The organism is Pseudomonas sp. LBUM1670 (genome assembly GCF_059695695.1).
Map to the genome: position 1 here is coordinate 715,863 of NZ_CP166783.1, position 17,665 is coordinate 733,527.

General features: G+C 61.8%; 16 protein-coding genes and 1 pseudogene. 9 read left to right on the forward strand and 8 right to left on the reverse strand.

Annotated elements, in window-relative coordinates; translation table 11 throughout:
* Positions 1-151 precede the first annotated feature (151 nt).
* From ACA073_RS03230 to ACA073_RS03240, 3 genes are read left to right on the forward strand one after another with little or no spacing between them, the layout of a single operon-like run.
* Positions 152-1,468: a type VI secretion system Vgr family protein gene (locus tag ACA073_RS03230; protein WP_497401600.1), complete on the forward strand. Its 1,317-nt coding sequence runs from the start codon at positions 152-154 to the stop codon at positions 1,466-1,468.
* On the forward strand, positions 1,465-2,247 hold the full coding sequence (locus ACA073_RS03235; RefSeq protein WP_497401602.1) for a DUF4123 domain-containing protein: 783 nt from the start codon (positions 1,465-1,467) through the stop codon (positions 2,245-2,247). Before ACA073_RS03230 ends, ACA073_RS03235 begins: the two co-directional genes overlap by 4 nt.
* An 18-nt stretch (positions 2,248-2,265) precedes the next feature.
* Positions 2,266-3,141 (forward strand): alpha/beta hydrolase, encoded by an 876-nt coding sequence (locus tag ACA073_RS03240; protein ID WP_497401604.1) that lies wholly within the window; start codon positions 2,266-2,268, stop codon positions 3,139-3,141.
* On the opposite strand, the gene ACA073_RS03245 is transcribed toward ACA073_RS03240, so the two are convergent.
* Together ACA073_RS03245 and ACA073_RS03250 are read right to left on the reverse strand one after the other, a co-directional pair.
* Positions 3,135-4,484 (reverse strand): MATE family efflux transporter, encoded by a 1,350-nt coding sequence (locus ACA073_RS03245; RefSeq protein WP_497401606.1) that lies wholly within the window; start codon positions 4,482-4,484, stop codon positions 3,135-3,137. The two genes, ACA073_RS03240 and ACA073_RS03245, sit on opposite strands and share 7 nt — an antisense overlap.
* Before the next feature lie 160 nt (positions 4,485-4,644).
* On the reverse strand, positions 4,645-4,938 hold the full coding sequence (locus ACA073_RS03250) for a hypothetical protein (protein WP_214380491.1): 294 nt from the start codon (positions 4,936-4,938) through the stop codon (positions 4,645-4,647).
* A 300-nt stretch (positions 4,939-5,238) separates the two neighbouring features.
* On the opposite strand from ACA073_RS03250, the gene ACA073_RS03255 reads away from it, so the two are divergent.
* The 4 genes from ACA073_RS03255 to ACA073_RS03270 are packed head-to-tail and all read left to right on the forward strand — an operon-like array spanning position 5,239 to position 7,529.
* Positions 5,239-5,541 (forward strand): nucleotide pyrophosphohydrolase, encoded by a 303-nt coding sequence (locus tag ACA073_RS03255; RefSeq protein WP_497401608.1) that lies wholly within the window; start codon positions 5,239-5,241, stop codon positions 5,539-5,541.
* Positions 5,541-6,290, forward strand: coding sequence for a methyltransferase domain-containing protein (locus tag ACA073_RS03260; protein ID WP_017336359.1), 750 nt, complete (start codon positions 5,541-5,543; stop codon positions 6,288-6,290). Before ACA073_RS03255 ends, ACA073_RS03260 begins: the two co-directional genes overlap by 1 nt.
* Before the next feature lie 12 nt (positions 6,291-6,302).
* The gene (locus ACA073_RS03265; RefSeq protein WP_497401610.1) at positions 6,303-6,917 is read left to right on the forward strand and encodes a DUF4136 domain-containing protein; all 615 of its coding nucleotides are present in this window, start codon (positions 6,303-6,305) and stop codon (positions 6,915-6,917) included.
* A gap of 54 nt (positions 6,918-6,971) precedes the next feature.
* Entirely contained in the window at positions 6,972-7,529 is a 558-nt protein-coding gene (locus tag ACA073_RS03270) for a DUF4136 domain-containing protein (protein ID WP_497401611.1), read from the forward strand.
* 143 nt (positions 7,530-7,672) lie between these two features.
* Here ACA073_RS03270 and ACA073_RS03275 read toward each other — a convergent pair whose 3' ends face one another.
* The 4 genes from ACA073_RS03275 to ACA073_RS03290 all read right to left on the reverse strand — a co-directional run bounded on the left by ACA073_RS03275 (position 7,673) and on the right by ACA073_RS03290 (position 12,928).
* The gene (locus tag ACA073_RS03275) at positions 7,673-10,417 is read right to left on the reverse strand and encodes a PAS domain-containing sensor histidine kinase (RefSeq protein ID WP_497401613.1); all 2,745 of its coding nucleotides are present in this window, start codon (positions 10,415-10,417) and stop codon (positions 7,673-7,675) included.
* Positions 10,414-10,605, reverse strand: a complete 192-nt coding sequence (locus ACA073_RS03280; protein ID WP_497401615.1) for a hypothetical protein — start codon at positions 10,603-10,605, stop codon at positions 10,414-10,416. The genes ACA073_RS03275 and ACA073_RS03280 overlap by 4 nt, the downstream gene beginning before the upstream one ends.
* A gap of 116 nt (positions 10,606-10,721) precedes the next feature.
* Positions 10,722-11,573 carry a MaoC family dehydratase gene (locus tag ACA073_RS03285; RefSeq protein ID WP_497401617.1) on the reverse strand — a complete coding sequence of 284 codons (852 nt, stop codon included), beginning with the start codon at positions 11,571-11,573 and terminating at the stop codon, positions 10,722-10,724.
* Positions 11,574-11,575: 2 nt separating this feature from the next.
* A complete protein-coding gene (locus tag ACA073_RS03290) occupies positions 11,576-12,928 on the reverse strand; it encodes a 3-oxoacyl-ACP reductase (RefSeq protein WP_497401619.1) in 1,353 nt (450 codons plus the stop codon).
* A gap of 275 nt (positions 12,929-13,203) precedes the next feature.
* Between ACA073_RS03290 and ACA073_RS03295 the strand changes: the two genes are divergently transcribed.
* Positions 13,204-14,481 (forward strand): acetyl-CoA C-acetyltransferase, encoded by a 1,278-nt coding sequence (locus tag ACA073_RS03295; protein ID WP_497401621.1) that lies wholly within the window; start codon positions 13,204-13,206, stop codon positions 14,479-14,481.
* 181 nt (positions 14,482-14,662) lie between these two features.
* Positions 14,663-15,454: an AraC family transcriptional regulator gene (locus ACA073_RS03300; RefSeq protein ID WP_497401623.1), complete on the forward strand. Its 792-nt coding sequence runs from the start codon at positions 14,663-14,665 to the stop codon at positions 15,452-15,454.
* 128 nt (positions 15,455-15,582) lie between these two features.
* Here the strand turns inward: ACA073_RS03300 and ACA073_RS03305 are convergent, their stop codons facing one another.
* Both ACA073_RS03305 and ACA073_RS03310 read right to left on the reverse strand, forming a co-directional pair.
* A complete protein-coding gene (locus tag ACA073_RS03305) occupies positions 15,583-16,350 on the reverse strand; it encodes a methyl-accepting chemotaxis protein (protein WP_497403972.1) in 768 nt (255 codons plus the stop codon).
* A gap of 90 nt (positions 16,351-16,440) precedes the next feature.
* A pseudogene (locus tag ACA073_RS03310) lies at positions 16,441-17,529 on the reverse strand (cache domain-containing protein); the annotation flags it as partial.
* Between the last annotated feature and the right edge of the window lie 136 nt (positions 17,530-17,665).

Genomic DNA, 17,665 nt, shown 5'->3' on the forward strand with positions numbered 1-17,665 from the left:
TATTTCCCCGCGAAATTGCCCACATTCCCGGCTATCAAAGCCATATGGTCTTCTTTTCACGTAGGCCATTTCCTAAGTTGTACTTCGGCACTCTACTCAGCCATGGGTCTCGGCGAGAATCCCTGACCGCCCCTCCTGTAGAGAATCGCCGATGTTCGATCCAGTCAACGAGCCTTCATTTCGTCTGGACGTAGCCGGTCTGCCCGACCCTTTCGAAGTCCTGGCCTTTACCGGTAGAGAAGCGATCAGCGAGCCCTTTGTGTTCGACGTGGACCTGCTGATCGATGACCCGACGCTCGACCTTGCAAGCTTGCTGTACCGTCCGGCCGTTTTGCATTTCGGGCCTGAGGGCAGTGCTTTTCACGGCCAACTGCATGAACTGGTCCAGCGTGACCATGGCCCGTGCGTCAGGCTTTGCCATGTGCGTTTTGGGCCCAGGCTGGCTTGCCTTTCCCAGCGATTCAGTCAGCGAATTTTCAGCGACGTCTCGGTGCCCGAGATCCTCCGCCAGGTGCTCAGGGAACACGGCATCGTGGGCGAGGATCGACGCTTCGAACTGAGTGGTGATTATCCGCCCCGTGATTTCTGCACGCAGTATCGAGAATCGGATTTGCAGTTTCTCCAGCGCCTGTGCGCGCAGGAATGCCTGCATTATCACTTCGAGCACAACGCGCACGGGCACTGCGTGGTGTTTGGTGATCGCCGCGGCCATTTCCGTCTCGGCGCGAGCGCGCAATTTCAGGTCGATAACGGGCAACCGGCGGTGCGGCAGTTTCAGCTCCTGGCGGGGCAGCGTACTGCGCCAAGTGCCGAAGGTCGTACAGACCTGCCGACGTTGCGCAGTGGTCAGTTGATGCCCTTGTCTGGTCACCCGGTCACCGACTGGAATCATTTGTGGCTGCTGACCCATGTCGAACATCAGGGCAGCCAGGATCCACTGGCACCTTACAGTAACCAGATCCGCGCGATTCATTGGGAGGCACCCCTCGTCCTGCCCCCTTGTGCGGTGAAACCGCGGATGCTCAGCCTGCAACGAGCGTGGGTGGTCGATGTCGATGAACCTCGACCGGATCCTTCCCGGCCGGTGGCCGTGCAGTTCGACTGGCTCTATCAGGGCGAAGGCGCGACCCCCAGTCATTGTTGGCTACCGCTGGCCGCTGAGCTGGAAGATCCGGGCGTCTCGTCGCTGAGCGAGGGCACCGAGGTGGTGGTGAGCTTCATCGAGGGCGATCCGGATCAGCCGTTGATCTGCGGGTTTCTGCCCACGCCGTCGACGGTCGAAGAGACGGAGGTTCCCGGCCCGACAGAAAACAGCTTGCCCGAGGCAGGGTTGCTGGAACTCCTGCGCTCGGGCGAGCCATTGGTGCTGTTGTGTCTGTTGCCCGGCGGCGGCAGTTTCAGCCATTGCCCACAGGCGCTGTGCACCTGTCGGGCGGTGACGGGGTTTGGCCAGAGCGGTGCGGCATGATCGGCGCGACCCCGCAATGGCTGTTGCTGGATGTACCGAGCTCGCCTCAGGCGAGGGCATTGCTGCAACAGGCATCCGCGCAGGCCCGATGGTTCTGGTTGTTCGAGGACACGGAATTGCATGCGTTACGCAAACACGGTCCGGCCCTGATCGACCTTCGGACCTGCCCGGCGCTGGCCGAGTCGTGCTACAGCCAAACGCAGGTCTGGCGTGGTCTGCTGGTGGTCAGCGAGGCGTCGTCGTCGCAGTTGCTGGAGCATTTGCGACGCATGCTCACTGTCACCTTCGGGCTGCATCACCGGGCCTTGTTGAGTTATTACAACCCCAACACGGCCAGTTACTTTTTTGATGCCTGCGATGCCCGGGAACTGAGTCGCTGGCTGGGCCCCATCAGCCAGTTGCACTGGTTCGGCGGGACCTGGGCCGACCGCGCGATCGGCAGTCAGGGTTGGCAGCAGTTGCTCAACCCGGGGCTCGCCGTCAGCCCGTTGGCGGTCGAAGAAAGCCTCAGCCCTCGTCAGCGGGAAACCCTGCAAACTTGCCTGCTGGAGCAGCATGCCTGGCACTGGAGCCAATCCACCGGAACCGATTACCAGCGTTTGTGGGCTCATGTGCAGGAAGGTCTGGCACTGGGTTTCAGCGAGCGGCCGGTACTCGATGGCTGGTTATGGCTACGCTTGCAGTACCCCCACGCTTCGCTGGTGCCGCCGTTGTCCGGGCTGACCCAGCAGGAGCGCCTCGATAGCCTGCGCAATAGGTGGCAGAAAGATCAACCCTGAACATGAGGTTCTGCATCGATGGCGAGCACTCTCCGGCGACTGTTCAGCCTGGCAATCGGCGGGTGTTTGTTGCTCGCGCTGACGGCGTGCTCGCCGCTGAAATTGCTGAATGCCCTGACTCCCGACGGGAGTTTCGACAAGACCGAGGGCATCGCCTACGGTGCTGATCCGCGGCAAAAACTCGATGTGTATGTGCCGCGTCATCCCATGGCAAACGCGCCCGTGGTGGTGTTTTTCTATGGCGGCAGTTGGAACAGCGGTTCCCGCAGCGATTACGGGTTTGTCGGTGAGGCCCTGGCGTCTCGGGGGATTGTCGCGGTGCTGGCGGACTATCGGTTGTATCCGCAGGTGCGTTATCCACTGTTTCTGGAGGATGGCGCACAAGCGGTCGCCTGGACACACGAACACATTCGGCAGTTTTCCGGGAATCCGCAGCGATTGTTCTTGATGGGTCACAGTTCCGGGGCCTACAACGCGGCGATGCTGGCGCTGGACCCCGGTTTGCTCGGCGCCGTGGGCCTGTCGCCGCACAACCTGAGCGGCTGGATCGGTCTGGCCGGGCCGTATGATTTTTTGCCGATCGAAAATCCGGACGTGCGTCCGGTGTTTTTCTGGCCGGATTCACCGCCGCAGTCGCAGCCGATCAACCACGTCAGTCGCGGTGCGCCGCCGGCCTTGTTGATGGCGGCGACGGACGATGATCTGGTCAACCCGACCCGCAACACCGGCGGGCTGGCACGCAAGCTGCGCGAGGCGGGTGTGCCGGTGCAGGACCTGTACTTTACGCGCCCCGGCCACGCCACGTTGGTGGCAACGCTGTCACGACCGATGCGCGGTCTGGCGCCGGTGCTGCAGCAGATTACGGCGTTCGTAAAGGCGACGCCGGGTCAGTGAACCCGACCGCTGAACCAGTCGTCGTTGTTGCGCAAAAACCACGCAATAGCCCCGAGTGTCAGACTGCGCAGCACCATGAACAACAGAAACGTTATCCACAGCCCGTGGTTGCCCATACCTTGCAGCGCCCATCCAAATGGCAAGAGCAGCAGTACCGTCAGCAGCATACCGTTGCGCATTTCCCGGGCGCGGGTCGCGCCGATGAACAGCCCGTCGAGCAGGTAGCTCCAGACCGCGATCAACGGCAGAGCGGCGAGGTAGGGCAGGTAGATGAACGCGGTATCGCGCACACTCTGAATGTCGGTTTGCATCTCGATGAACAAGTGCCCGGCGAACAGGAACAGCACGGCAAACCCCACGCTCGCCAACAACGACCATCCGCAGGCGACGACCAATGAGCGGCGCAGGGCGTCCCGGTCACGAGCGCCAATTGCATGCCCGCAAAGCGCTTCCACGGCGTGGGCCAGGCCATCGAGCGCATGGGCGGTCAGCAGCAACCCGTTGAGCAGCAAGGCGTTGGCGGCGACGGTAGCATCACCCAGACGCGCGCCTTGCACCGTAATCAGAAAAAACACCGATTGCAGCAGCAGGCTGCGGATGAAGATGTCGCGGTTGACTGCCAGTAACGGTCGCCAACTCTGCCACAGCGCCAACGCGGCCCAGGCAATGTGGCCGGGGTAGGCGCGCAAGGCTTTGCGGGTCATCAGCAGGCCGATCAGCGCGCCGGTCCATTCGGCGATCACTGAGGCCCGGGCCGCGCCGACCACGCCCCACTCCAGACCGAGGACAAACCACAGGTTCAGCGCAATGTTGACCAGATTGGTGCTCAGCAAAATCGCCAGTGGCGCCCGGGCGTTTTGAGTACCGAGGAACCAGCCGACCAGCGCATAACTGGCCAGCGCAGCCGGCAGGCCGAACAGGCGCGTGTGAAAGAATTCGCGGGTCAGTTGATCCAGTTCTGCCGAGGGTTGCATGAAGTGCAGCGCGACGCCGCTCAACGGGATGCCCAGCGCGCCCAACGCAATGGCCAGCCCCATGGCCAGCAACAGCCCCTGCAACAGAATCTGCCGCAATGCCGCGCCATCTCCGCGTCCGGCGGCCTGGGCGGCAAAGCCGGTGGAGCCCATGCGCAGAAAGCCCATGGCCCAGGCGAGAAAGGTATACAGGCTGGCCCCGACCGCGACGGCGCCCAGTTGATGGGCGTGAGGCAAGTGGCCGATGACCGTACTGTCGACCAGCGCCACCAGCGGCACGGAAATGTTCGAGAGGATCATGGGCGCGGCCAGCGCCCAGACCCGGCGATGGGTCGGGCGGTCGCGCCAGTCGGCAATCAGGTTGGACATGCAGGCTCCTTGGGGAGCGGGCATTGTAGCGATACATGCGAATCCGCTGCGATTCATTGTGGGAGCGGGCTTGCTCGCGAAGGCGGCGGGTCAGTAACACTGGTATCGACTGACACGCCGCCTTCGCGAGCAAGCCCGCTCCCACAGGGGATTGGTGGTGTTAATGGATTATCCAGCTAAGCAACCACAACCCCAGCAGCAACCAGATGATCCCCATGATGATCGACGCATTCATGAACGCCCGGATCGCCGACCACAACAGCATCAGTCCCAGGATCAACGCGATGATGCTGATGATCGACGTGTCCATGCCCAGGGCGCGGGACAACCCTTCGACAAAATTGCTGCCGGCGTGGCTCAACAGATTGAACAGGCCGCTGAGAGCGTCGACGATAAAGCGGATGACCGAACCGAGCGCCTGGCCGAGCCATTCGAAAAAACTTTCTACCTGCATGTCGTTAACGTCCTGATGTAAGTGGTTGAGCCTTGGGCCAGTAATCGCAGCGCCGAGTTCCCTGTAGGAGCGAGCTTGCTCGCGAAAAACGTCCAGACAATGCGGGCATCCAGACAGCCCGCGTTATCGTTGACGTCCATCGCCAGCAAGCCGGCTCCTACAGGAGCCGGGCGGTGGTACATCCTACATAAAATGGCGCCTGTTACACCGCCATCGCGAGCAAGCTTGATCCGGCAGGGGGTAATCCCGCTTGCCATCCCCGGTCATCCCCCCGAAGCTATACGCCTTGAGGAGAGCCCGATGAACCTTGTAGAACTGACCGAACGCCTGCACGCCATCCGTGACCGCAATGACTGGCGGCAATTTCACAGCCCGAAAAACCTGGCCATGGCCGCGAGCGTGGAAATGTCCGAACTGGTGGAGATTTTCCAGTGGTTGAGCGAAGACCAGTCACGCCAGTTGCCGGCGGACAAACTGGCCCATGCCGGGCAGGAAGTCGGCGACATCGTGCTCTATCTACTGATGCTGTGCAGCGAGTTGGGGCTGGACATGAATGAAGTGGTGCGCAGCAAACTCGCGGACAGTGAACGGAGGTTCAGCTGATGAGCGACCGTCATTTCGATCAACTGGCGACCCGTTTCGCCGAAAAGATCTACGGGGGCGCCAAAGGAGCGATCCGCCTGGCAGTGCTTCAGGCCGACCTCGCCGAAACCCTGCCGGACCGCCCGCTGCGTGTACTCGACATCGGCGCCGGCCTGGGCCACATGTCGTTGTGGCTGGCCCAGCGCGGGCATGACGTGACGCTGGCCGAGCCCGCCGAACCGATGCTGGAAGGCGCTCGCCAGCGTTTTGCCGATGCTGGCCAGACGGCCACTTTTATTCAGGCCCCGTGGCAGGACCTGCTTGGCCAGCTCACCGAGCCCTACGATCTGGTGCTGTGCCACGCGGTGCTGGAATGGCTGGCGGAACCCCATGCGATCCTGCCGGTGCTGCATCAATTGACCAAACAGGACGGCTGGTTGTCCCTGGCTTTCTACAACCGCGATGCGCTGATCTACCGCAACCTGCTCAAGGGCCACTTCCGCAAAATGCGCAAGAACGACATGGCCGGCGAAAAGCAGAGCCTGACCCCGCAGCAGCCGCTTGATCCGCGTGAACTGGCAGCGCAACTTGAAGGCCTGTGGCAGGTCGAAACCCAGAGCGGGGTGCGTGTTTTTCACGACTACATGCCGGTGGAATTCCAGGCCCGCGCCGAACTGGTGGACTTGCTGGAAATGGAGCTGGCCCACCGGCGTCACCCAAGCTTTGCCGGACTTGGGCGCTACTTGCACTGGATCTGTCGGCCGGTCTGATCGGAGCGCGAAATGAAAAGTCGTTCAGGGTTGCTGGTGATCTGTCTGGGGTTGGCCGCCTGCCAGGGCACCAATCCGTACGTGGCAAGTTCCAAACCCTTGCCGCCGGCACCGCCCGAGGCGGCCAACACCTTTGATCGCAGCGCCTACCCGGCGGCGCCGCGTGACTACGGTCGCTACCGCAGCTGGGCCTGGCTCAACGGGCGTCTGCCTCCGGGGTCGGCCTGGGCGGATTCGGCGCAAGTCGCCGAGGCCGTGAGCAATGCCCTCGATCAGCGCGGCTTGCGGCCGCTGCATGACAATCGCCCGGCGGACCTGTTCGTCACTGCCAATCTGCATCTGGAAACCCGCTTGCGTCAGGTTCAGGACGACTATGGTTATTACGGCGGCGGTTATGGCGGGTACAACCATTACGGTAGCGGATATGGCATGTACAACACGGTGCCGATCGTCCGGACTTATTCGGAACAGGTTGTGGTGGTGCGGGTAGAGATGTTCGATGCTCAAAGCGGCCAACCCGTCTGGAGTTCGAGCGCCGAAACCAGCAACAAGGGCAGCCAAAGTGCACGAGCCGATGCGATTCGGGAGGCTGTGGAAAAGGCCATGGCGGCGTATCCTCCCAGTTAGCTTCTGCTATCAGGAAGCGCTCCGCAGGTTCATGTCTTCAACCGGAGAATCATCATGTTCCGCCGTCTCGCTTTACTGGCAGTGGCCGCGCTCCTGACAGCCTGCGCCGCCAACCAGGTCAATCATGACTTCGACGCCAGTCGCGACTTCGCCGCCTATCGCAGCTGGAGCTGGAAAGACCCCGCCCTGCAATATCGCCCCGATGACCCGCGGATCAAGAGCGACCTGACCGAACAGCGCATCCGCCAATCGGTGGCCGATCAGCTGGATCAGCGTGGCCTGCGCCCGGCCGCTGCGGGCAAAAAGGGCGATGTGAGCGTGCAAACCTACCTGATCGTCGAAGACCGTCAGCAACAAGTGACCACCCACTATGGCGGTGGTTGGGGTAACCCGTGGAATGGCTACTGGGGCGGGCCGATGTACAACGAAACCCGCAACATCAGCTACAAAGTGGCGACCATCCAGATCGACATGCTCGACGGCGAGGACGGCAAACTGGTGTGGCGCGGCAGTGACGAACAAATCCTCAGCCGCACACCGAACCCGTCGGATCGCAGCACGGCGATACGCGAAACGGTCGGGCGCATCCTCGCCAATTACCCACCCAGATAAACACCGTTGACTCTGTAGGAGCCGAGCTTGCTCGCGATGGTCGTCAACGATAACGCTGGCTGCCTGACACTCCGCAGCGCTCTCGGGTTCATCGCGAGCAAGCTCGGCTCCTACAGGGTTAGGGTTGGACAGAAAGGCAAAGCCTATCCGGTGATCTGATCGTCCACGACAATCGGCAACTCGATACAGAACCGTGCGCCCTCGGCCGAGTTGCTCGCTCGCAGTGTTCCACCCATGTTCTCGACGATGCCATAGCTCACCGACAACCCCAGCCCGGTGCCCACGCCCACCGGTTTGGTGGTGAAAAACGGTTCAAAGATCCGCTCCAGCAACCGCGGATCAATACCGCCTCCGTTGTCCTCGACCCACAGTCGCACTGAATGTTCGTCACGCTCGACCTGCACCGAAATCCATGGCTTGAAATCCCCATCCGCTTCCAGCTTGCTCAGCAGTGCGTCCCGGGCGTTGACCATCAGGTTGATCAGCACCTGTTCCAACTGATCGACATAACCGCGCACCTGCACCTCGAAACCGCTCTCGCTGACCCTGAGCTCGACACCTTTGTCCCGCAAGCCGTCGGCCAGCAGCGACAGCGTGCCCTCGATGGCGTCAATCGGATTGAACGGATGTTGCTCGACCTCCGAGCGGCGGCCGAACACCCGCATGTGATCCACCACCCGCGCTGCACGCTGGATCTGGGCATCGATGCGGTTGAGTGTGTCGGTCAGGTAGTCGATCTGCACATCACCGTTGCTCAGGCGCTTGAGCACACTGACGATGGCCATGTGCATCACGTTCAGCGGCTGATTGATTTCATGGGCCAGGCCCGTGGCCATTTCGCCGAGTGTGGCCATTTTCGCGCTCTGGGCCAGTTGCTGCTGAGAGCGGCGGACTTCGGTGTTGTCGCGTCCCACGGCCTGAATCTCGATCAAGCGGCCTTGCTCATCAAACACTCCACGATCCGACCAGACCCACCACGCGTGCTCCCGTCCCGGCAGTTGCAGGTTGATCTGCGCCGTGCTGACCGGAAATTCCAGGCTCAGTTGGCTGATCCGCTGGAGAAAGGATTCGCGCTGCTCGTGCGACATCCAGCTACCCAGATTCACCCCCGGCAGGTGCTCGGGCTTGCACTCCAGATACGTCGCCAGCGCTCGGTTGCCGAAAGTGAGGGTCAGGTCCGGGCGATAACGGCAGATCATCGCCGGGGAGTCCTCGACCAGAATTCGATAGCGTTCTTCGCTTCGCCTGACCTGTTCGGCGGCCAGAGTCGCTTCGGTCACGTCCAGCCACAGACCAACGGCTTCGACCGGCAGGCCAAGCTCGTCGTGCAGAAGCCTGGCCTCGTCAAGCAGCCAGCGGTAATCGCCGCGACTGTCGCGCAGCCGATAGCGCACACGCACCGAGCCTTCGCGGAGCAGTTGCCGGGTGCGCTCGAAATAGCGGTCGCGGTCCTCGGGGTGAACCCGTGTCGCCAGTGCTTCCGCGGTGCAATCGGCAAGGGTCAAGCCCAGCAGCGGCAACAGGCTGTCGCTGAAGAAAGTCGGCAGCAGCGCGCCTCCGACATAGCGCTGCACGTAGATCACCGCCGGTGAGCTGGCGATCAGGTTGTTCAGTCGCGCATGGGCCGCCTCGGCGTTCTGTTGCTGGTTTTTGATGTCGCTGATGTCGAGCATGAAGCCCACCAACCGCCGGTCTTTGCCTGCGCCCTTGGCTTGGCCTTGCAGGCGATACCAGGTCGGCGTGTCGGGGTGATGCAGGCGCACGCAGAGCAATAAAGGTATGCCGTCATCCTGCAAGTCTTGCAGGCGATTGCGCAGCTTTTCGCGATCGGCGGGATGGATCTGCTCAAGCCAGTTGTGCAGGGGCATGCGTGTGCGGGTCAGGTTCAGGGTGCTGGCCAGCGACGACGCCAACTGCACCTCGGCACTGTCGCTGAAGACTTCCCACCATCCGGTGCCGAGCAGGGCTTGCAGCGATTCCAGGCGCTCCAGTTGCAAATGGTGCTGATGCTCACGCAAGCGCTCCAGCAGCGGCCCGGCGAGCGCCGCGGCGAGCTGCAACCAATCGCGCTCACCGACGTCGGGTGCACGTTTCTGCACGGGGTAAAATCCAAAGAGCAACCACGCGACCACGCCTTGAGCATCGTGGTAAGGCACCGCGAACCCTTCGGCATTTCCGAAGATGCTGTGCAGGCGCGGGTGCGCGCCGAGGGTCAAGTGCTGCGGGGCGGAGCCGTTCAAACTGTCGAGCGCGGTGCCCAGGTGTTGACCGTTTTGCCACAGTCGGGGTGCATCGAAGGCCGCGTAATGTTGGTGGATCTGCCAGCCGTCTTCCTGTTCATCCAGCAACGCCACGGCCATGCACGGAATTTGAAAACGCTGCGCCAGATGTTGCAGTTGTTCCCCCAGTACGTCGGTCAGGCGCGCCAGGCTGCACAGGCGCAACTGGTCGCCGATCTGTGTCGCGAGCAACTGGCAGAGTTCGCGGCTGCGCGCTTGCCGGCGGTCGTACAACAAGTCGCCGATGTCCAGCAACTGCAACAGCCAGGTATCGCCCAATGGCTGCACCCAGCCGCGCAGGTGCAGGGGTTGCCCGCTAAGGCTGTAAAAGTCCAGATCCAGACTTTGTCCTTGCCAGTCAGTCGGCGTGCCTTCGACGGTGAGGGCGCTGTGAGGCATCAGGAAATCGAGTAGCAGCGGCGCCTGTGCGGCGGGTGTCTGCTGGGCCAGGCGGTGGCGTAGTGGGCCGGCCAGATGAGTCACCCGGCCTTCGGCGTCCAGACGCATCTGCAAACCGACGCCTGGTATGCTTCGGGCGCTGGGAGTTTCCAGTGGCGGTGTTGGATGGCGGTTGAGCAGACGCCCGAACAGCTTGTCCCCGGAACTCAAAATGGCAGACCCGAACGGGCGGTGAGGGTCGCCCGCGATTTGGGGACCTCCAATATCCAGCCCACGCAAGTGGCGCGGGCGTCGGTGACGACATGGGAATTCAGTGCGGCGGGAATCCAGGCCAGATACCGGCTCCGCTCCTTGGTGACCATGGCATTTTTTCGCTTGCGGGGGAGGTTTGTTTTCATGAGTGCGTCTACCCTGACTATCACTGTGTAATGTCAGCATAGAATCATTCAGCCAAAACGGACGTTTTTTACCGGCGGCAGAGCTTTGTCTTGCTGATCTGGCGGATGCCGAACGCTCAGACAACCGGTCGCCAATGCCCGACCATATGCTCCAGATCCCCGGCACCCAGCTGAAAATCCCCACTGGAACCCGCCGCACTGGCGAGCAACGTCACCTCGCCGGGCAACCGCACCGGTTTTCGAAATTGCACGGCAATCTCGACGTTGGCGGTCGGTAAATGATCGCTTAGCGCCGCGAGTGTCCGCGCCTTGTTCCACAACCCATGGGCAATGGCGGTCGGGAAGCCGAAGAGTCTGGCGCTCACCGCACTCAGGTGAATCGGGTTGTAGTCCCCGGACACTTTGGCGTATTGCCGGCCAATGTCCGCCGGTGCTTTCCAGCGGGTGACTTCGGTCAGCGGCAATGTCGAGGTCAGCACTTCCTCGACCGGTTCGCCTTCGAGTTTGACCCCGCGACAGAGCATCTGGCTTTCTGCTTCCCACAACGGCCCCAACTGATCGTCGAGCGTCGTCACCAGATCGAAAGTCGCACCCTTGGCGTGCGGTTGCAGGTTCTGCACCTGCACGCTGACCCGCACGCGATTCACGCCGCCCATGGGCCTGAAGACGCGAATGCGGTTGCTCAGGTGAATCAACCCCAGCAGTGGAAACGGAAAATCCTTGGCCGTGAGCAATTGCATCTGCAACGCAAACGCCAGGATGTGTGGATAAGTCGGCGGCAACAAACCGTTGTCGGTAAACCCGCAGACATCGCGGTAGGCTGCCAAACGTTTTGGATCGACATCGACCCAGCAACGCAAACCCGAATCGGGCAGCGTGGTGCCGGTGATCTTGCGGCGCGTCGCGGCCTGCACATACAACCCTGGCAGGCTCGGTTCGCGGTTGAGTGTGTGCCAATCGGTGATCATCACTAAGCCCCCAAAACACTTTGTCCACAGACCCGCAGCGCTTGCCCGGTGAACGCACCGGTGCCGGGTTGTGCCAGCCAGGCCACCGCTTCGGCGACGTCCTGCGGCAAGCCGCCCTGACCCAGCGAACTCATGCGCCGGCCCGCTTCACGCAAACCGAACGGAAGGTGCGCGGTCATTTGCGTCTCGATGAACCCCGGCGCCACCGCGTTGATGCTGATGCCGCGCTCATTGAGCAGTGGCGCCCAGGCCTGGGCGAGGCCGATCAATCCGGCCTTGCTCGCCGCGTAGTTGGTTTGCCCGCGATTGCCGGCGATGCCGCTGATGGACGCCAGCAGAATCACCCGGCCATTATCCTGCAAGGTGCCGCTGTCGAGCAGTGCCTTGGTCAGCACTTGTGGCGCATTGAGATTGACCGCGAGCACTGCATCCCAGAATTCCGGGGTCATGTTGGCCAGGGTTTTATCCCGCGTGATGCCGGCGTTGTGCACCACGATGTCGACCCCGTCAGGCAGCTGTTCGACCAACTGCGTGGCGGCGTCTTCCGCGCAAATATCCAGGGTAATGCTGCGCCCGCCAAGGCGTGCGGCAAGGGCGTCAAGATCGGTTTTGGCCGGTGGCACATCGAGCAGAATTACCTCGGCACCGTCCCGGGCCAGGGTTTCGGCGATTGATGCGCCGATGCCGCGCGCCGCGCCGGTGATCAGCGCCTTGCGCCCCGACAGCGGGCGCGTCCAGTCCGTCACCGGCGTGTCGCAGGCGTTCAAGCGGATCACTTGCCCGGACACGAACGCACTTTTTGGCGAGAGGAAAAACCGCAGCGGGCCTTCCAGTTGATCCTCGGCGCCTTCGCCGACCTGGATCAATTGCAAGGTGCCGCCGCTGCGCAGTTCCTTGGCCAGCGAACGGCTGAAACCTTCGATGGCGCGTTGGGCGCTGGCAGCGAACGGATCGCTCAAGGTCTGCGGCGCGCGCCCGAGAATCACCAGGTGCGCACAGTGATCGAGGTTTTTTATCAGTGGCTGAAAGAACTCGCGCAGCTGCTTGAGCTGATCGGTTTGCACCAGGTCGCTGGCGTCGAACACCACCGCTTTGAGTTTCGGGCCGTGGCCGGGAATCCATGCCGTGGCCATGGAGGGGGCGGTGCCGTAGCTGTAAATCGCATCGGTCAGGCGATTGGCGAAGGCACCGACTTTTTCCGCCAGCGGTCCGCCGCCGATCAGCAGCGCGCCTTCGACCGGACGCAGCCGGCCCGCTTGCCAGCGTTCCAGCCGCACCGGCGTCGGCAGACCCAGGGCCCCGACCAGACGATGGCCGAGGGACGAATTGGCGAAGTCGATATAGCGGTCAGACATGGAACGCGCTCCAGCAGCTGGGGTTCAAAGTGTGGACCATGAATGGCAATCAGTCGTTCGATTCACGAGAGAAGGCCTACGCTTGAACATTGCGGATTGGTTGAAGCTTGGGTTTAGCAGAACTTGTAGGCGAATGCAGAACCTGTGGGAGCGGGCTTGCTCGCGAAGAGGCTGGCACATTCGACATCATTGTTGACTGGCACTCCGCTTTCGCGAGCAAGCCCGCTCCCACAGTAGACCGCGTTCTAATTTGGATTTTTTATCAGGAGCTTTTCATGACCCAGCTGCGCCGCGTCGCGATCATCGGCGGTAACCGGATTCCCTTCGCCCGCTCCAACGGACCGTACTCCACCGCGAGTAACCAGGCGATGCTCACCGCAGCGCTTGAAGGCCTGATCGAGCGTTTCAACCTGCACGGTTTGCGCATGGGCGAAGTGGCGGCGGGTGCGGTGCTCAAGCATTCCCGGGACTTCAACCTGACCCGCGAATGCGTGCTCGGCTCGCGGCTCTCGCCGACCACCCCGGCGTATGACATTCAGCAGGCCTGCGGCACCGGCCTGGAAGCGGCGTTGCAGGTGGCGAACAAAATCGCCCTGGGCCAAATTGAGTGCGGCATCGCTGGTGGCGTCGACACCACGTCCGACGCGCCGATCGGCATCAACGAAGGCCTGCGCAAAATTCTATTGGAGGCCAATCGCGCCAAGACCACCGCCGATAAACTGAAAACGTTTCTGCAACTGCGACCGGGTCATCTCGTCCCGGAATTTCCTCGCAACGGCGAGCCACGCACCGGCCTGTCGATGGGTGAACATTGCGAATTGATGGCGCAGACGTGGAACATTCCGCGCGCGGAGCAGGATCAATTGGCGCTGGAGAGTCATCAAAAAATGGCGGCGTCGTATTCCGAAGGCTGGCACAACGACCTGATGACGCCATTCCTCGGCCTGACCCGCGACAACAACCTGCGTCCGGACCTGACCCTGGAAAAACTCGCCTCGCTCAAACCCGCCTTCGAGAAAAGCGCCAAAGGCACCCTGACCGCCGGCAACTCGACACCGCTCACCGACGGTGCGTCGCTGGTGCTGCTGGGCAGTGAAGAATGGGCGAAGGAACGCGGCCTGCCGATCCTTGCGTATTTGCGCGATGGCGAAGCGGCGGCGGTGGATTTCGTCAACGGTGCCGAAGGGCTGTTGATGGCGCCGGTGTATGCAGTGCCGCGTTTGCTAGCGCGCAATGGCCTGACCTTGCAGGATTTCGATTACTACGAAATCCACGAAGCGTTCGCCGCGCAAGTGCTCTGCACCTTGAAGGCCTGGGAAGATCCGGAGTACTGCAAAACCCGCCTCGGTCTCGACGCGCCACTGGGCTCCATCGACCGCAGCCGGCTCAACGTCAAAGGCAGTTCACTGGCGGCGGGGCATCCGTTTGCGGCTACTGGCGGGCGCATTGTGGCCAGTTTGGCCAAGCTGCTCGACGCGGCAGGCAGGGGCAGGGGCCTGATCTCGATTTGTGCGGCGGGCGGGCAAGGCGTCACCGCAATAGTCGAGCGTTAAATCGGAACCTGTGGGAGCGGGCTTGCTCGCGAAGGCGGTGGGTCAATCGATACATTAGTTGCCTGGCATTCCGCCTTCGCGAGCAAGCCCGCTCCCACAGGGGATCAGCGGTGTTGAATAGATGAGTGACTTGCCCTAACGTCGGCCTCATAAATGCCACCTCGCGACACAAGGCCTGTCAATGCCGACTAACGGACAACAATCCCTCGAACGGACAATCCCGGCCCTGACCGTGCTGCCGCGTCCGCTCTATGCGCGTGCCGAAAGCCTGAACGCCGGTTCGTGGACGCCGTCTCACCGTCATGACTGGGTGCAGTTTTCCTACGCCATCAGCGGCGTTCTCGGCGTGCACACCGCCGAAGGCAGTTTCTTTGCGCCACCGCAGTGGGGGATCTGGATTCCGGCGGATTTCGAGCATCAGGTCGTAACCTCAATGCGCGCCGAGATGCGCAGCCTTTACGTGCGTCGCGAGGATTGCCAATGGGCGGACGGACGTTGCCGGGTGTTGGAAGTGACGCCGCTGGCCCGGGAGTTGATCAAGAGTTTTTGTGCGCTGCCGGTGGAATATCCACAGGGCGACAGCCCGGAAGCACGGCTGGTGAATGTGTTGCTGGACCAGTTGGCGAATCTGCCCGAAGTTGGTTTCTCGCTGCCGTTGCCGCGTCATGAACGCTTGCTGGGCCTGTGCAACGAGCTGATCGAAAACCCGGAACGCAACGTGACCTTGCAGGAATGGGCGCAGCGATTGGGCTCGTCGGAGAAGACCCTGATGCGCCTGTTCCAGCGTGAAACCGGGTTGAGTTTCCGCGGCTGGCGGCAGCGGATGCGACTGCTGTCGTCGTTGAGTTTGCTGGAGGAGGGGGACAGCGTGACGAATGCCGCGTTGTCTTGTGGATATGACTCGACGTCGGCGTTTATTGCGGCGTTCAAAGGGTTGTTCGGGTTTACGCCGGGAGAATTGTTCCGGCAGTAACACCGCAGATCAAATGTGGGAGCGGGCTTGCTCGCGAAGGCGGTATGCCAGTCGACATCTTCGTTGACTGACACGCCGCCTTCGCGAGCAAGCCCGCTCCCACACTCGATTTGCAGCGTGCTTGAGGATCAGGTTCTGAACCGACGAACCAACCCGTCCAGCTCATTCGACAACCCTGACAGGCTCTGGGAATCCAGCCGCGCCGAGTTCGCCAGTTCCGCCACCAACTGCGCATCGCCATGGATCTGGCTGATGTGCCGGTTGATGTCTTCCGCCACTTGATGCTGTTGTTCCGCCGCCGTGGCGATCTGGGTGTTCATGTCGCGGATCACGTCCACCGATTCACGAATCTGCCCGAAGCTGCTGCGCGCCTCACCGATGCGGGTCACCGACTGCTGGGACACTTCCAGGCTCGCATGCATCTGCTGCGTCACCTGGCTGGTGCGCTTGGCGAGGTTGCCGAGCAGACCGTCGATTTCCGCCGTGGAATCGGCCGTGCGTTTGGCCAGCGCCCGCACTTCGTCCGCCACCACCGCAAAACCGCGACCTTGTTCACCGGCCCGCGCAGCCTCGATGGCCGCGTTCAGCGCCAGCAGGTTGGTCTGTTCGGCGATGGAACGGATGGTCCCCAGAATCGATTGAATGTCATTGCTGTCGCGTTCCAGCTGTTGCATCGACTGCGCTGACTGTTCGATTTCCTGGCTCAGGCGATCGACACTGGTCACCGCCGCGTCAATCTGCTGCTGACCCTCACGTGCCTGGCGCTGGCCACTGTCGGCCGATTCGGCGGCCTGGCTGCACGAACGCGCGACTTCGTTGGCGGTGGCTACCATTTCATGGAACGCGGTGGAGACCATGTCCACGGCTTCACGCTGACGGCCGGCCGCTTCAGCCATGTCGCTGGAGACCTGGGTCGAGCTCTTGGAGGTGGCGTGGATTTTGGTCGCGGCTCCACCAATGCTTTGAATCAGGTTGCGAATCGCCGTCAGGAACTGGTTGAACCAGTTGGCCAGTTGCGCGGTTTCATCGCTGCCACGGATCTGCAGATTTTTGGTCAGGTCGCCTTCACCCTGGGCGATGCTTTCCAGACCGCTGGCCACGCTGCGGATCGGTCGCACGATGACGCTGGCGAAACTGGCGCCGACCACGGCGAAGAGCACGGCCAGTACGGCGGCGATGATCGCGATCAGCCAGGTCAGTTGCGTGGCCGAGCTCATCACGTCGCTCTGTTTGATCAGACCGATAAAGGTCCAGCCCAACTGCTCCGACGGCCAGACGTTGGCCATGTAGCGTTCGCCGTTGAGTTCGACTTCGACCACACCTTTGCCGGCCTTGGCCAGCTGCGCATAACCCTCGCCGAGGCTGCTCAGGGCCTTGAAGTTGTGCTCCGGTTGCTTCGGATCGACCAGCACGGTGCCGGTGTTTTCCAGCAACATCAGGTAGCCGGTTTCGCCCAGCTTGATCTGTTTGACGAGTTCGGTGAGCTGTTTGAGCGACACGTCGATACTGACCACGCCACCATTGGTGCCCAACTTGTTGTCGATGGTGCGCACGGTACTGACGTAGGTCGTGTCATCCTGGGCCCAATAGTAAGCCTCGGTGCGGAACGGCTTGCCGGGCTTGGCCTGGGCGGCCTTGTACCAAGGGCGCTGGCGCGGATCGTAGTTGTTCAGCTTCGCATCGTCCGGCCATGAAACATAACCGCCCGCCGCAGTGCCGAGGATGGCGTAGGCGTAGGACGGATGGCTGTTGCCCAGATCCTGCAGGAGGGTGAAGACTTTTTTGTCCGCGTCACCCTGAGGAATGCTTTCCGCGTTGGCGCTCATGTAGGTCTTGAGGCTGTCGTCGGAGTTTTTGATCAGCGGCTGGTTCGCCAGGTAGTTGACGTTCTGGCTGATGCCGTCAAAGAACAGCTGCATGGCATTGCTGACCTGACGAATCTCGCGGCCACTGCCGTCGACGAATTCGTCCTTGGCATCACTGCGCAAGTTCAGCACAACGAGGGTGGCAACCAGCACCACGGGGAGGCAGGCGATAATTGCAAACGCCCACGTCAACTTTTGTTTGATGTTCATCCGCGCTCCAGATTTTCTTGTAGGCCCACGCAGTGCAGATGACTCGCGGAATTATTGGCAGCCGTAAATGGATTTGTTGAACCCGATCCCTTGGGTGCGCCATCGTCTTCTGTCGGAACGATCGTCGGACAATTCA